The sequence below is a fragment of the Actinomadura fulvescens genome (assembly GCF_039533225.1).
In the GTDB taxonomy this organism is placed as follows: Bacteria; Actinomycetota; Actinomycetes; order Streptosporangiales; family Streptosporangiaceae; genus Spirillospora; species Spirillospora fulvescens.
In genome coordinates, this window is record NZ_BAAATD010000014.1 from 251,270 (window position 1) to 264,873 (window position 13,604).

Genomic DNA, 13,604 nt, shown 5'->3' on the forward strand with positions numbered 1-13,604 from the left:
ATTCCTCACGATTCGCTGGTCAGCAGTGCGCCCCGGGTTTGGATCGCTTCGCGGAGGACGGCCCAGGCGTCGGCCACGGGGCCTACGTGTCCGAGTTTGTCGGGATTGAGCACCGTGCGAATCGCCTGGATCCGGCCGTCGAGGATGTCCAGTGCCCAGGTGTTGACGACCTTGCCGTCGCGGTCGCGGAAGATCGCGCCCGGGTGGCCGTTCACCTGGTGCGGCTCCACGGAGCCGCCGATCCGGGCGAACGGGGGGACGAGCGCGGCGAGTACGCGTGTCACGTTGCCCGCGCCGACGATGACGCCCGTTCCCCAGAGCGGGGCCTTGCCGCCGCCGTCGGCGACCAGGTGCACGTCAGCGGCCAGCAGCTCGGCCAGTCCGTCGAGGTTCCCCTGGGCGAACGCGTCGAAGAACCGCGTCGCCAGTTCCTCGCGTTCACGCCGGTCGGCCTCGAACCGGGGCCGGCCCTCGTCCATGTGACGGCGGGCCCGCACCGCGAGCTGGCGGCACGCCGCCTCCGACCGGCCCACCGCGGACGCGACCTCGCCGAAGCCAAACCCGAACACCTCGCGCAGCACGAACACCGCCCGTTCCAAAGGGGACAGCCGCTCCAGCAGGACCAGGGCCGCCATCGACACCGAGTCGGCCAGTTCCGCCGACCGCTCGGGGTCCTGGTAGGGATCGGTTAGCAGCGGCTCGGGGAACCACGGCCCGACGTACGCCTCGCGCCGGACGCGGGCCGAGCGCAGCACGTTGATCGAGATCCGGGTCACCACGGCCGACAGGAACGCCTTGGCCGAGGCGGGCCGCGTCGCGGAGGCCTGGTAGCGCAGCCAGGTCTCCTGCACCGCGTCCTCCGCCTCGCTCACACTGCCCAAGATCCGGTAGGCGATCGAGAACAGCAGCGGTCGCAGGTCCTCGAACTCCTCGGCACGGGTCACGCCAGTTCCTCCTTGAAGCCCTGCCGCCACGAGGGATAGCGCAGTTCCCAGCCCAGCTCGCGCTTGGCCTTGGCATTGGAGAACCCGCGGCCCTCGATCATCATCACCACCGCCTGATCCCCCGCCAGCCGCCGGGCCAGCCACACCGGGACCCGCATCGGCCGCCTCGCTCCCACGCAGGCGGCCAGGTGGGGCAGCCACTCGGAGGCCGGTGCCGGTTCGTCGTCGACGATGTTGAACACTCCCCTGGCCTTCTGCTCCACCGCCAGGACGGTGGCGCTGGCCGCGTCGTCCAGATGCACCCACGAGCTGTAGCCGGTGGCGCGCCCCACCAGCGGGTACTGCCGCTTGCGCACCAGCTCGACCTGGTCGTCGATGGCATCGGGCCCGTAGAACGCGCCGTACCGCAGGACCGCGCCGCCGGCCTTGAGGACCACCTCCTCGACCCGGCGCAACGCCTCCATGCCCACGTGTGCCGCCGTACCCTCAAGCAGGTCCAGCGGGTCCTCCTCGGTCTTCACCCAGCCGCCCTGGCGGATGCCGTTAAAGCTGGCGTAGCCCTGGGCGACGAAGTGGGAGACGCCGGTCGCCTCGGCCGCCGCCAGCAGGTGGTCGGTCCCGGCGGTGCGCAACCGGTTGGTGATGGCGAACCAGCGGTCCGGATGCTTGAGATCGGGCTTGCCGGCGTGCGTCATGGAGATCGCGGTCATCTGGTGAACGATCACGTCCGGCCGGGCCTTGGCCACCGCCTCACCGACCGACGCCGCGTCCAGCCCGTCCATCACCGCGCCCTCGGCGCCCATCCCCGCCACCAGCCCGAGCTTGGCCGCGCTCGTGGTCGTCGCCGTCACCTCGTGACCCCGGGCCACCAACTGCGGCACCAGCCGCCGTCCCAGCACCCCGGTCCCGCCCGCCACGAACACCCGCATGACCATCACCTTCCTGACGTGAACGTCTGTCACTACCCGAGACAAGACAGACCGCCCGGCTGTGACATCGCAGCGGAACATCGGGCGTCGTCATCCCGTCGAAGAGGGTCCGGTGGGCCCAGTTGGCGCATCCGCGCAAGGGGTGGCCAGATGACGCGGCCGCAGATCGTTAGCTGGGCCGGCGCCGCAGGGCGTGCACATGTACGACCGGCAGGCCGGGATGTACGTGCTCTCCCTGATGCACAAGGTGACGGTACGAACGCACCATGTGATGACCAAGCGCGTACAACTCATCGAGGGGGTCGGCATCATGATCGAAGGCACGTCCAGAGCGGTGCGGGAGGTCGCGGCCGGGGTGGTGCCGGGGCGATGGTCTGCGGCGGGGAAGCTGCCCAAGGCCACGTGGCTGGCCACGAACACGGCGGTGGCGCTGAGCGACGGCAAGGTGTTGCTGGCCGGCGGAGAGGACGCGCGGCGCAACGCACGCGATGAGGCGACGGTGTACGACGCGGCCGCCAACGCCTGGACGGCGGTCGGCGACCTGAACACGACGCGCAGGCTCCACACGCTCACACGCCTCCAGGACGGTCGGGTCCTGGCCGCCGGAGGAATCAGCGGGCCGTTCTCCCTGCCGCCCGCCCAACTCGCCTCGGCCGAAATCTACGACCCGTCGCTGCCCGAGGCGTTTACCTCGTCGCGCTGACCAGCCAGGCGTCCGCGCGCATCCGTACGCCGTCCTGGGTTTCGAGTGGGCGCAGCGCGGCTGCTACTGCGGCGCGTGCCGGTTCGGTGTCGGTCACACCGGCCTGCTGGAAGTCGTAGTGCACCGGCCCCCATCCGAGGACGAACGCCGCCGCGTCATCGGCGTCCTTGCCGAGGATGCCCGACATCTTCACTGCCTCGATGCGCACGTTGGCGAAGCCGGAACTGTGCAGAATCGCCCGTGTGTGTTCGGGGTCGTCCAGAGAGTCGGGGCTGGGGCTGTCGTCGTCCGGGGCGCGCCGGGCCTGCGGGACGTGGTCGGCGAGGGCGCGGAAGATCACCATCCCGTCGTTGTCATCGCCGGCCGATCGGCCGGCGATGAAGACGAACCGCCCGCCGGGTCGCAGCGCGTGTCCGATGTTGGTGAACGCCGCGACCGGATCGGCGAAGTACATGATGCCGCCCCGGCTGATCGCCACGTCGAAACCGGACGCCGGGAAAGGGAAGACCTGGGCGTCGCCCTGCTCGAAGGTCACGTTGGTGATGCCGTCGGAGGCGGCGACGGCGCGGGCGCGCGCCAGCATCGGCGCTGACAGATCAACTCCGGTGGCGTGGCCGTGGACCGCCCGGCGAGCGGCGATCCGGGTGGTCTGGCCCGTTCCGCAGCCGATGTCGAGCACTCGCTCGCCCGCCCGGATGGCGGCGGCACCGAAGATGTGCTCGTTGAAGCCGCTGACCAGCGCGTCGTAACGGTCCTGGTGCTGGGCCCAATGCTCGCCCTCGTAGCCGTTCCATGCCCTGGCCTGGTGCTTGTTGACCACGTTCCGCATCGCGTCTCCCCACCGTATGCAACTCTGAGTTGCGATAGCGTGAGTCTGGCAGAGGCCCGTTCCATAACGCAACTGGGAGTTGCATTGAGCACGGAGAAGCATGGCCGCCAGGTCGGCCGCGGAGCCAAGGTCCGCACGGCCGTGCTCGCCGCGACGCTGGCCGAGCTGGCCGACCACGGGTACGCCGCGCTGACCATCGACAACATCGCCAGGCGTGCCGGGGTGCACAAGACGACGATCTACCGGCGCTGGAAGGACCGCGAAAGCCTCGTCGTCGACGTCCTCGGCGAGCAGATCGCCGTCGACATCCCCATGCCCGACACCGGGTCGGTGGACACCGACCTGCGCGACATCGCACGTGCCTTCGTCGCCTGGGTGACGAGCCCCGCCGGCCAGACGATCTTTGCCGCGATCTTCTCCGACGCCGCCCGCATACCGGGGATCGTCGACGCCCGGCGGCAGCTGTTCGAGGAGGGCCCGCGCCGGGCGTCCTCCGCGATCTCCCGCGCCGTCCAACGAGGCGAGCTCCCCCCTGACACCGACGCGGAGGAGCTCATCAAGACCCTCATCGCCCCGCTCTACTTCCGGCTGGCGATCACCACCGAGCCGCTGGATCAGGCCGCCGCCGACCATGCGGCACGAGTGGCTCTCGCCGCAGCACGCGCAGGCGCCCTCAGCAGCACGAACACGAACCCCCAGTGAGCCCTCCCGATCCCGCACCGAGGAGCAACTCGGCCTGCGGGCCTCTCGGCATCAGATGTCTGAGTTCTGCCGTCGCAACCAGCCGGTCTGACCACCTAGTTCGCAAGGTCGAACGCCGTGCACACTCTTCGTGCGAGATCTTCCTCGGTGACCGTGGCATCCACCTTGAGCCCGTGCAGGCCTAGGCGCCGGGTCTGTTCGGTGAGCCGGTCGGTGAACAGCGCGTCGCGCTGGAGCAGGTTGTGCAGCGCCTGCTGCGGGTGGCCGGTCCTGGCGAGGAATCCCCAGGCCGGACCCCCACGGCTGTCGAACACCGCCTCGCGGAACTGAGGAGTCGGCAGCAGCCACACGGCGCGGCCCACATCGGCGAGCAGGGGGCGCACCAGGTCGGGCAGGAGCCGGAATCCTTCGGCGATCACCGGCCGACCGGCGGGCAGGGCGAGCAGGTCTTCAATGATCAGCTCGAAGCCTTCGCCGTGGAACCAATGGAAGGTGTCGAGCATCTCGCGCGGGCTTCTGGCCACCCACCGTTCGTCCATGTCCATCGCGGCGAACGTGCGCAGGTAGGGAGCTTGTTCCGCGGACATGCGCCGGGCGTGGTCAGGCATGACGGCGTCGGTGTCGTACAGGTGCATCCCGTACCGCTCGGCGATGCGCCGGGCGATGGTGGACTTTCCGGACCCGCTCCCGCCGCCGATCCAATAGACGTGGCGCAACCGTTCCCGCCAGTCGTTGGGGGACGTCCCTTCGCGCGGTTCAGCGTGCATTCGTTGGCTCCAGTCGAGTGCTCCGGCGGACGTGGCGTTCGGGGGAGCCATGCGGACCGGCTCGACCGAGGCGCCGGCCGAGCGCGCCACGTCCGGCCAGGAGCCGCGTTCAGGGCGTCCGGGGGTCTGTCGCGGCGTGTGCCTGCCGCGACGCGAGCGCCCGGTCCACTTGCCGTGGCTGGGTGAATCGCAGCAGGTTGCCGGAGGGGTCGAGGAACGCGCAGTCGCGGACGTCGTCGGGCCGGTTGATCGGTTCTTGCATCACCTCGGCGCCCGCGGCCTCGATGTGCTCGAACGTGGCGTCGCAGTCGTCGGTCTCGAAGACGAGACTGCCCAGCAGGCTCTTGGCCATCAGCTCGACGATCGCCCGCCGATCGGTGGACGAGACGACCGGGTCCGCGCCGGGGCACTGGAGGAGGATCTGCACGTCCGGCTGCGAAGGCGGGCCTACGCTCACCTGCCGCGTCCCCCCGAGATCGGCGTCAGCGCGCACCTCGAAGCCCAGTACGTCACGGTAGAAGCCGAGCGCCTCACCCACGTCGTGGACGGCCAGCGCGCACGACGAGAGCATGAGCTCCGCGCGGATCAACGCCGCCCCTTGTCGTCGGCGGGAAGAACGACGATGTCGAGCTCCCGGATTTGATCCGTATCGGTGTCGACATCGATGCGGGCGATCTTGCCGTCCTCGACGGTGAAGGTGATGACCGCCTTGGGCCTGCCCAGGTGCCACCAGACGGCCGCCGGAACGCCGTCCACCAGCGCGAGCCGCGCGGCCTCGGCCCGTCCGGCGAAGAAGGCGGCCACCTCCCGGCCGCCGCGGAGCTCGCCGACCACGGCGTCCGGATCGAGCAGTTCCAGCAGGGCGGCGAAATCCCCGCCCCGGGAGGCGGCCAGGAAGGCTTCGACGATCTCCCGTTTCGCCGACCGCGCTGCTTCGGACGCGCTCGCCGCTCCCTGCACCCGGCGCCGGGCCCTGCTAGCGAGCTGCCGGGCCGCTGTCGGGGAACGGTCGATGATGGGGCCGATCTCGGCGAAGGGCACGGCGAAGACGTCGTGCAGGACGAACGCGAGCCGCTCGGCCGGAGCCAGCGCGTCCAGGACCACCATCAGCGCGACGCCGACCGAATCGGCAAGGAGCGCCTCGTCCTCCGGGCCTGCCTGTCCGGTCGGGCGGATGCTCGCGTGCGGCTCGTCCGGCAGCGCCCCGGCCGACTCCTCACGCCGGTTCCGGCGCGCCTCCAGCATGTTCAGGCACACCCGGGCGACGATCGTGGTCAGCCACCCTCCCGGGTTCTCGATCTGGCCGGTGTCGGAGCGGCTGACCCGCAGCCACGCCTCCTGCACCGCATCCTCGGCCTCGCCGGGCGAGCCGAGCATCCGGTAGGCCATCGCGTGCAAGCGGTCCTGGTGCTCGGCGAACCGTTCGCCCACCCAATCCTGCTCGACCATGTGTCACATTCCTCCGTCTAGCCGGTCATTACTGATTGACCGGCGAACCCACGCCGATGTGACGGCCGGGCCCGACCCTGGCTGTCCGGCCTGCCAATCAAGGAGACAAACCATGAAGGCGCACGTCAGTTCGATCCTCCTCGGCGTCCAGGACATGGACGCGTCCAAGCGGTTCTACACCGAAGGGCTCGGCTGGAAGGTCAAGGACGACTACGGCATCTCGGTGTTCTTCGAATCCGACGGAGCCTCGCCCGTCGGCTTCTACGGCCGTGAGGGCCTGGCCGAGCAGGTGGGCACCAGCCCAGAAGGCAGCGGCTTCAGCGGACTGGTCCTCACCTACGTCGTCCGCAGCGAGGCACGGGTAGACGAGATCATCGCCGAGGCCGAGGCGGCCGGCGCCACGATCCTCACGCCCGCCGGCGCACTGCCTTGGGGCGGGTACGGCGGCACCTTCGCCGACCCCGACGGCTACATCTGGAGCCTGGGCTACAGCGCCCAGGGGACCGACCAGCCGTACGCGGAGTAGCCGCCAGGGAAAGTGGGAGGCGGCCACCGGCGTGGCCCGCGCCGCCTCCCACTTCAACCCAGACAACGTTGGGGACGAGATGATGCACAACGCGGTGGCGGCGTCCGACCCCACACCGATCTGCAAGGAGCACGTCGTGAAGTTTCGCACCCTCGTCGAGCCACCCGAGCCCATGCGGGGGCTGGAGGTTCCGCCCGAGGTGGTGGAGGCGCTCGGCGCCGGCGCGAGGCCGCCAGTGACGATCACCGTCAACGGGCATTCCTGGAAGAGCCGCGTCGCGATCATGCGCGGCCGCCACCTGCTCGGCCTCAGCAACGCCAACCGGACAGCCGCGGGTGTCGCGATCGGTGACGAGGTCGAGGTCGAACTGGAGCTCGACACCGAGCCGCGCGTCGTCGTCGAGCCCGCGGACTTCGCCCGAGCTCTCGACGATGACCCGGTCGCCCGCGCCGCCTACGACGGTCTCACGCACAGCCGCAAGCGCGAGCACGTGCGCGCCATCGAGAGCGCGAAGAAGCCCGAGACGCGCCGGCGGCGTATCGAGAAGGTCATCGCCACCCTGCGAGGCTGAACCCCGAAAGCATAGAGAAACACCTAAAGGCCAAGCCGGAGGCGGCGCTGGTCGCGGTCCAGGTCCACGATGGACACCTGGACCTCGTCGCCTGGCCGGGCGGGCGAATCGAGTTCGTCCTCGTGGACGAGGCCTTCGATGCCGTCCGCGACTTCGACGAACATCCCCAAGGGAACGATCTTGGTGACGGTGCCTGCGAGCCGCTGTCCTACGACGGCGTTGTCGGCGAAGGACTGGAACGGATCCGGGAGCAGGGCACGGAGGGAGAGCCTGGCTTCGCCGTTGGTGGTGTCGAAGCTGAGCAGTTCGCCACGGACACGCTGTCCGATGCGAATGACGTCGGTCACCTCTTCGAAGCGCTGCCAGGACAGTTCGGGGATCGTGACGAACCCGACGCCGGCGTAGGCGGGGTGCGGTGGGCCTTCGTCCAGAGCGATGAACACGCCGAAATTCTGGATGTCGGCGACCGTTCCGGTGAGCACGTCACCGGAACGCAGCCCTTTCAAGAACGTCCAGACGTCAGGGTGCTCGGTCGCCGCCATGGAAAGCCAGATCCGTCCGGCGGACGTATCGACGGAGACCACTTCAGCGGTGACGCGCTGCCCCACCTCGGGCCGCTTCCCACGCCATGGAAAGTCCCTGATGTACGCGGGCATCGCGGTGGAGTCTCCGTCGAGCCGTATGCGCGGCCCGAACGGCCGTTGGTCATCCAAGACCGTCCCCGAGACGACGTCACCGACGGGGCCGGGCTCCCGTCTGCCTTCCACGTGTCCCGCACAACCGAGAACGACCAGAGCGGGAAGGCTTGCGATAGCCGCGCGATGATCTCCGCCTCGTTCATGCCGCCGCCTGCTTGATCACCGCGTAGACGCACTTTCCGCCACCTGCGCAGGGATTCCAGCCGACCTCAGCGGCCAGCAGTTCGATCATCGCAAGGCCCCTACCTGATAGGGATGAGGAGTCCAGCGGGCGGACTTCGGGCAGCTCTGGGGAGCTGTCCTCGACTTCCACGACCGGCCCGGCGTCGGCCATGTAGATCCGAACGATCATTTCCGTGACGTCGGTGTGCTTAACGACATTGCCGACCAGCTCTGAGGTGATCAGCTTTCCGAGATAGGCGTCGAGGCCCCAGGTCTCGAAGATCCTTCCGGCCCAGTCGCGTGCGGCCTTCAAAGCGTCCGCGTCGGCCTTGATCGTCATCGCGTGTACCTCGTCGTACAAGCTGATCACCTCAGAGTTTGTGTCCTGGGTCACAGCTTGGGTAGAGCGGCGTAATGTTGTCGCTGTTCCCAAGAACGACCGCAACAGCCGGAAACACGCCCCCACTCCGGAGGGTCACTCATGAGTGCCAAGCCGTCACCAGACCCGATGTCCTCTATGTGGGCATGGCTGGCCTATGACCTGCGCTTCTACCGGACCCGGGCGCGTATGAGCGGGGAGACCTTCGGCCGGATCATCGGTGTCGTGCGCTCCACTGTTTCCCGGCTCGAATCTGGAGACCTTCGGCTCGATGAGAAACAGGCGGCAGCCCTGGATACGCACTTCGCAACAGGTGGGCACTTCCTGCGTCTGCTGACCTACGCGAAGCTGGGTCACGATCCCGACTGGTTCAAGGAGCACCTCGGCTACGAGAGCCGCGCGTCATTGTTGAAGATCTACGAGCTGTCTCTCATACCGGGTCTGCTACAGACCCCCGACTACGCCCGTGCCTGCTTCGAAGTAGCGGGTGCTGAAGACGTCGAGGCGGAGGTCTCCGCGCGCATCGCTCGACAGGAGACGCTTGAACGTTCCCCCCGCCCGGTAATGACTGTCGTTCTTCGCAGAACGTGATCGACTGGCCGGTGGGTGGAGCGGTAGTCATGCGCGCGCAGCTTGCCCGTCTACTGAGCGTTGCGCAGCACCCGAACATGATCGTGCGGGTCCTGCCTCGCACGGCGGGAGCCACCATCGGACTCGACGGCTCATTCAAGATCCTCTCTGTTGATGAGACGGATGTGGCGTACACAGAGGCTCACGGCGGTGGGAGGCTGATCTTGACACCTGCGGAAGTGCGCCGCTTCGGCGTCCGATGGGACAGGATCAGTGCGAAGGCTCTGCCCGAAGACGCGTCGCGGAGCCTGATCGAGCGGACCATGGAGGAACTGAAGTGATCGAGTGGCGGAAGAGCAGTCACAGCAACACCCAGGGCGGCGACTGCGTTGAACTCGCTGATCTCGGCGAAGCCGTGGGCGTGCGCGACAGCAAGAATCCTGACGCCGGTCATCTGGTGATCGACAGGGCCGCCTTGCGTGCCCTGCGTGAGGCTTTCCAACGCGCCTGACAAGCGTCACTGCGACCCTCTAGCGCCAGGTCAGGCTAGGGGGTCGCGTGCTGCCTGACGTACGCTGCTCGCAGCGGTGCACTTAGCGAACGTGTCGTATGGGGGGACATCATGGGGTGTTTGCCGGGCGGCAGCGGCGCACGTAGTAGGCGTACGTCAGTGCCAGCGTCAGGGGGCCCCACAGGCCGATCGGGCTGATGCAGATCTTGGCCAGCGCCTCCCACCAGCCGTTCTGGTAGTCGGTTCCGTCGATGACGCCGATCCAGCTGAGCGCCATCATCACCGAGACGGCGGTCATGACCAGCCCGCCGACCGCCGCCGGGACGATTACCGCTGCCGGACGGATGCGCTTGCCGCCGATCACAGGGATCCAAGCGGGGGCGACCTCGCCCCATCCTCGTACCAGGCCGGTGCCCAGCAATGCCGCCGCCTCGGTGAGCACACTGAGGCCGAAGACGTACGGAATGCTGATCCACAGCGCCGCCATGGTCGCATCGTTGACCTGGCCCATCTCGAAGTGGAAAGCGAACGGCAGCCGCCACAGGCACGAGGGCAGGAGAAGCAGCGGGATCGCATAGGCGGTTCGCAGCGCCCAGCGCGGGACGGGCCGCTGGGTGTCGCTGACAGAGGGGGCGGCGTGAATCAGTTTGATCGCCATGCCCCTACCCTCTTTGACCTGCAAGGACTGGTGATCACTCGCTCAGGGGAACCGGCTCCCCCGCCAGAGTGAGATGCCGGGCGGAGCGCAGAGGGTGGTGATCGGGCCGGCGAGCGCACGCGCCGCGTGAGCTGTGGCAGTACGGCACCGGCGCGGGCTGGTGGATGGGCTTGGACGATCCGCGCAGGCGGCTTCGTTCGGGCTCAAGATCGCGTCCAGCACGGCCCGGCCGCGTCGGCTTTGTGCTGGGCGGCGGCCGGCAGGTTTCTTGGTCAGGCCGGCCGCCGCGGTCGGGCACGTTCGTCAGATGTCGTCGACGTTCATCGCGCCTTCGTTGGGGCGCCGGGACAGGTCGATGCCGAGCTCTTCCGCTGCGCGGAAGACGTCCTCGTCGGTGTCTCGCATCTCGATGGACATGCCGTCGCTGGAGAGCACCTCGACGTTGAGGCACAGCGATTGCATTTCCTTGATGAGGACCTTGAAGGACTCGGGAATGCCGGGCTCGGGGATGTTCTCGCCCTTGACGATGGCCTCGTAGACCTTCACGCGGCCCAGTACGTCGTCGGACTTGATCGTCAGCAGCTCCTGCAGCGCGTAGGCCGCGCCGTAGGCCTCCAGGGCCCAGACCTCCATCTCGCCGAAGCGCTGGCCGCCGAACTGGGCCTTACCGCCCAGCGGCTGCTGGGTGATCATGGAGTACGGTCCGGTCGAACGAGCGTGGATCTTGTCGTCGACCAGGTGCAGCAGCTTGAGGATGTAGATGTAGCCGACCGAGATCGGGTCCTTGTAGGGCTCACCGGTACGGCCATCGAACAGCATGGCCTTGCCACCCGGACCGACCATGCGGTCACCGTCACGGTTGGGCAGGGTGTTGGCCAGGAGACCGATGATCTCCTCTTCGCTGGCGCCGTCGAAGACCGGGGTGGCGACGTTGGTGTTGGGCTCGACGCGGTCGAAGCCCTTGGCGCGCAGCCGCTCGGCCCACTGCTCCTTGACCCCGGTGATGTCCCAGCCCTGGGCGGCGATCCAGCCGAGGTGGGTTTCGAAGACCTGGCCGACGTTCATCCGGCCGGGCACACCGAGCGGGTTGAGGACGATGTCGACCGGGGTGCCGTCTTCGAGGAACGGCATGTCCTCGACCGGCAGCACCTTGGAGATGACGCCCTTGTTGCCGTGACGGCCGGCCAGCTTGTCCCCGTCGGTGATCTTGCGCTTCTGCGCCACGTAGACGCGGACCAGCTCGTTCACGCCCGGCGGCAGCTCGTCGCCCTCGTCGCGGCTGAAGACGCGGACGCCGATGACCTTGCCCTGCTGGCCGTGCGGCACCTTCAGGGAGGTGTCGCGTACTTCGCGCGCCTTCTCACCGAAGATCGCGCGCAGCAGCCGCTCCTCAGGCGTCAGCTCGGTCTCGCCCTTCGGGGTGACCTTGCCGACCAGGATGTCGCCCGGGACGACGTCGGCGCCGATGCGGATGATGCCGCGCTCGTCCAGGTCGGCCAGGACCTCTTCGGAGACGTTGGGGATGTCGCGGGTGATCTCTTCTGGGCCTAGCTTGGTGTCGCGGGCGTCGACCTCGTGCTCCTCGATGTGGATCGAGGACAGGACGTCGTCCTGCACCAGCCGCTGCGACAGGATGATCGCGTCTTCGTAGTTGTGACCCTCCCACGGCATGAACGCCACGAGCAGGTTCTTGCCGAGCGCCATCTCACCCTGGTCGATGCAGGGGCCGTCGGCGATGACCTGGTTGGCCTCGACCCGCTGGCCCTCCTTGACGATGGGCCTCTGGTTGACCGAGGTGCCCTGGTTGGACCGCTTGAACTTGGCGATCCGGTAGGTGGTGCGGCTGCCGTCGTCGTTCATGACGGTGACGTAGTCGGCCGACACCTCCTCGACCACACCGGCCTTCTGCGTGGTGATCAGATCACCGGCGTCGACGGCGGCGCGGTATTCCATGCCCGTGCCCACCAGCGGTGCTTCGCTGCGCAGCAGCGGCACCGACTGGCGCTGCATGTTGGAGCCCATCAGCGCCCGGTTGGCGTCGTCGTGCTCCAGGAACGGGATCATCGCCGTCGCGACCGAGACCATCTGGCGCGGTGAGACGTCCATGTAGTCGACCTCGCCCGGCGGGATCGCCTCGACCTCGCCGCCCTTCGTACGGACGAGCACGCGGTCTTCGGTGAAGGTGCCGTCGGGGTTGAGCGGCGCGTTCGCCTGGGCCTTGACGAAGCGGTCCTCCTCGTCGGCCGTGAGGTAGTCGATCTGGTCGGTCACGCGGCCCTCGACGACCTTGCGGTACGGGGTCTCGACGAAGCCCAGGGAGTTGACCCGGCCGTAGGACGACAGCGATCCGATCAGGCCGATGTTGGGGCCTTCGGGCGTCTCGATCGGGCACATGCGGCCGTAGTGCGACGGGTGAACGTCACGGACCTCCATGCCCGCCCGCTCACGCGACAGGCCACCCGGACCCAGCGCCGACAACCGGCGCTTGTTGGTCAGGCCGGCGAGGGGGTTGGTCTGGTCCATGAACTGCGACGACTGGCTGGTGCCGAAGAACTCCTTGATCGAGGCCACGACCGGGCGGATGTTGATCAGAGTCTGCGGCGTGATCGCCTCGACGTCCTGCGTGGTCATCCGCTCACGAACGACCCGCTCCATCCGCGCCAGACCCAGACGCACCTGGTTTTGGATCAGCTCGCCCACCGTACGCAGCCGCCGGTTGCCGAAGTGGTCGATGTCATCGACCTCGATCGGCACCGGGACACCGCCGACGACGCCCTCGTCCTCACCGGCGTGCAGGCGCACCAGGTAGGTGATGATGGCGACGATGTCGTCCTCGGTCAGGGTGCCCTGGGTGGTGTCCAGGTCCAGCCCGAGCTTTCGGTTGATCTTGTAGCGGCCGACCTTCGCCAGGTCATAGCGCTTGGGGTTGAAGTAGAGGTTCTCCAGCAGGGTCTGCGCCGACTCCTTGGTCGGCGGCTCGCCCGGACGCAGCTTGCGGTAGATGTCCAGCAGGGCGTCGTCCTGCCCGGAGGTGTGGTCCTTCTCCAGCGTGACGTTGATCGACTCATACCCGCCGAAGTGCTCGCGGATCCGGGCCTCGTCCCACCCCAGCGCCTTCAGCAGCACCGTCACCGGCTGCTTGCGCTTGCGATCGATACGAACGCCCACGTTGTCGCGCTTGTCGACCTCGAACTCCAACCAGGCAC

15 protein-coding genes and 1 pseudogene are annotated in these 13,604 nt (G+C 68.2%); 6 read left to right on the plus strand and 10 right to left on the minus strand.

Annotated features, from left to right (window positions below; translation table 11 throughout):
* Positions 1 to 5: 5 nt before the first annotated feature.
* Both ABD333_RS39140 and ABD333_RS39145 read right to left on the minus strand, forming a co-directional pair.
* Positions 6 to 944: an RNA polymerase sigma-70 factor gene (locus tag ABD333_RS39140; RefSeq protein ID WP_344547670.1), complete on the minus strand. Its 939-nt coding sequence runs from the start codon at positions 942 to 944 to the stop codon at positions 6 to 8.
* On the minus strand, positions 941 to 1,873 hold the full coding sequence (locus tag ABD333_RS39145; protein WP_344547671.1) for an NAD-dependent epimerase/dehydratase family protein: 933 nt from the start codon (positions 1,871 to 1,873) through the stop codon (positions 941 to 943). Before ABD333_RS39145 ends, ABD333_RS39140 begins: the two co-directional genes overlap by 4 nt.
* Positions 1,874 to 2,072: 199 nt before the next feature.
* Here ABD333_RS39145 and ABD333_RS39150 point away from each other — a divergent pair, with 199 nt between their 5' ends.
* Positions 2,073 to 2,576, plus strand: coding sequence for a Kelch repeat-containing protein (locus ABD333_RS39150; RefSeq protein WP_344547672.1), 504 nt, complete (start codon positions 2,073 to 2,075; stop codon positions 2,574 to 2,576).
* On the opposite strand, the gene ABD333_RS39155 is transcribed toward ABD333_RS39150, so the two are convergent.
* Positions 2,560 to 3,405, minus strand: a complete 846-nt coding sequence (locus ABD333_RS39155) for a class I SAM-dependent methyltransferase (protein WP_344547673.1) — start codon at positions 3,403 to 3,405, stop codon at positions 2,560 to 2,562. The two genes, ABD333_RS39150 and ABD333_RS39155, sit on opposite strands and share 17 nt — an antisense overlap.
* An 84-nt stretch (positions 3,406 to 3,489) precedes the next feature.
* Here ABD333_RS39155 and ABD333_RS39160 point away from each other — a divergent pair, with 84 nt between their 5' ends.
* Positions 3,490 to 4,107: a TetR/AcrR family transcriptional regulator gene (locus tag ABD333_RS39160; protein ID WP_344547674.1), complete on the plus strand. Its 618-nt coding sequence runs from the start codon at positions 3,490 to 3,492 to the stop codon at positions 4,105 to 4,107.
* Positions 4,108 to 4,202: 95 nt separating this feature from the next.
* Here ABD333_RS39160 and ABD333_RS39165 read toward each other — a convergent pair whose 3' ends face one another.
* From ABD333_RS39165 to ABD333_RS39175, 3 genes are all read right to left on the minus strand, one after another.
* Positions 4,203 to 4,874 carry a shikimate kinase gene (locus tag ABD333_RS39165; protein ID WP_344547675.1) on the minus strand — a complete coding sequence of 224 codons (672 nt, stop codon included), beginning with the start codon at positions 4,872 to 4,874 and terminating at the stop codon, positions 4,203 to 4,205.
* Positions 4,875 to 4,983: 109 nt separating this feature from the next.
* Positions 4,984 to 5,463: a VOC family protein gene (locus tag ABD333_RS39170; protein ID WP_344547676.1), complete on the minus strand. Its 480-nt coding sequence runs from the start codon at positions 5,461 to 5,463 to the stop codon at positions 4,984 to 4,986.
* Positions 5,460 to 6,323, minus strand: coding sequence for a sigma-70 family RNA polymerase sigma factor (locus ABD333_RS39175; protein WP_344547677.1), 864 nt, complete (start codon positions 6,321 to 6,323; stop codon positions 5,460 to 5,462). The genes ABD333_RS39170 and ABD333_RS39175 overlap by 4 nt, the downstream gene beginning before the upstream one ends.
* A gap of 112 nt (positions 6,324 to 6,435) precedes the next feature.
* Between ABD333_RS39175 and ABD333_RS39180 the strand changes: the two genes are divergently transcribed.
* Positions 6,436 to 6,849 carry a VOC family protein gene (locus ABD333_RS39180; protein ID WP_344547678.1) on the plus strand — a complete coding sequence of 138 codons (414 nt, stop codon included), beginning with the start codon at positions 6,436 to 6,438 and terminating at the stop codon, positions 6,847 to 6,849.
* A 136-nt stretch (positions 6,850 to 6,985) separates the two neighbouring features.
* Positions 6,986 to 7,420 (plus strand): YdeI/OmpD-associated family protein, encoded by a 435-nt coding sequence (locus tag ABD333_RS39185; RefSeq protein ID WP_344547679.1) that lies wholly within the window; start codon positions 6,986 to 6,988, stop codon positions 7,418 to 7,420.
* Between the two features lie 23 nt (positions 7,421 to 7,443).
* On the opposite strand, the gene ABD333_RS39190 is transcribed toward ABD333_RS39185, so the two are convergent.
* Both ABD333_RS39190 and ABD333_RS39195 read right to left on the minus strand, forming a co-directional pair.
* The gene (locus ABD333_RS39190; RefSeq protein ID WP_344547680.1) at positions 7,444 to 8,133 is read right to left on the minus strand and encodes a S1 RNA-binding domain-containing protein; all 690 of its coding nucleotides are present in this window, start codon (positions 8,131 to 8,133) and stop codon (positions 7,444 to 7,446) included.
* A 124-nt stretch (positions 8,134 to 8,257) separates the two neighbouring features.
* Positions 8,258 to 8,641, minus strand: a complete 384-nt coding sequence (locus ABD333_RS39195; RefSeq protein ID WP_344547681.1) for an ATP-binding protein — start codon at positions 8,639 to 8,641, stop codon at positions 8,258 to 8,260.
* 207 nt (positions 8,642 to 8,848) lie between these two features.
* Here ABD333_RS39195 and ABD333_RS39200 point away from each other — a divergent pair.
* Positions 8,849 to 9,570 (plus strand): annotated as a pseudogene (locus tag ABD333_RS39200) (DUF5753 domain-containing protein).
* Positions 9,567 to 9,740, plus strand: a complete 174-nt coding sequence (locus tag ABD333_RS39205) for a DUF397 domain-containing protein (RefSeq protein ID WP_344547682.1) — start codon at positions 9,567 to 9,569, stop codon at positions 9,738 to 9,740. The pseudogene ABD333_RS39200 and the gene ABD333_RS39205 overlap by 4 nt, the downstream one beginning before the upstream one ends.
* Before the next feature lie 109 nt (positions 9,741 to 9,849).
* Here the strand turns inward: ABD333_RS39205 and ABD333_RS39210 are convergent, their stop codons facing one another.
* Together ABD333_RS39210 and rpoB are read right to left on the minus strand one after the other, a co-directional pair.
* Positions 9,850 to 10,398 (minus strand): hypothetical protein, encoded by a 549-nt coding sequence (locus ABD333_RS39210; RefSeq protein ID WP_344547683.1) that lies wholly within the window; start codon positions 10,396 to 10,398, stop codon positions 9,850 to 9,852.
* Positions 10,399 to 10,701: 303 nt separating this feature from the next.
* On the minus strand, positions 10,702 to 13,604 hold a 2,903-nt coding region (gene rpoB, locus ABD333_RS39215; RefSeq protein ID WP_344547684.1), incomplete at its 5' end, for a DNA-directed RNA polymerase subunit beta.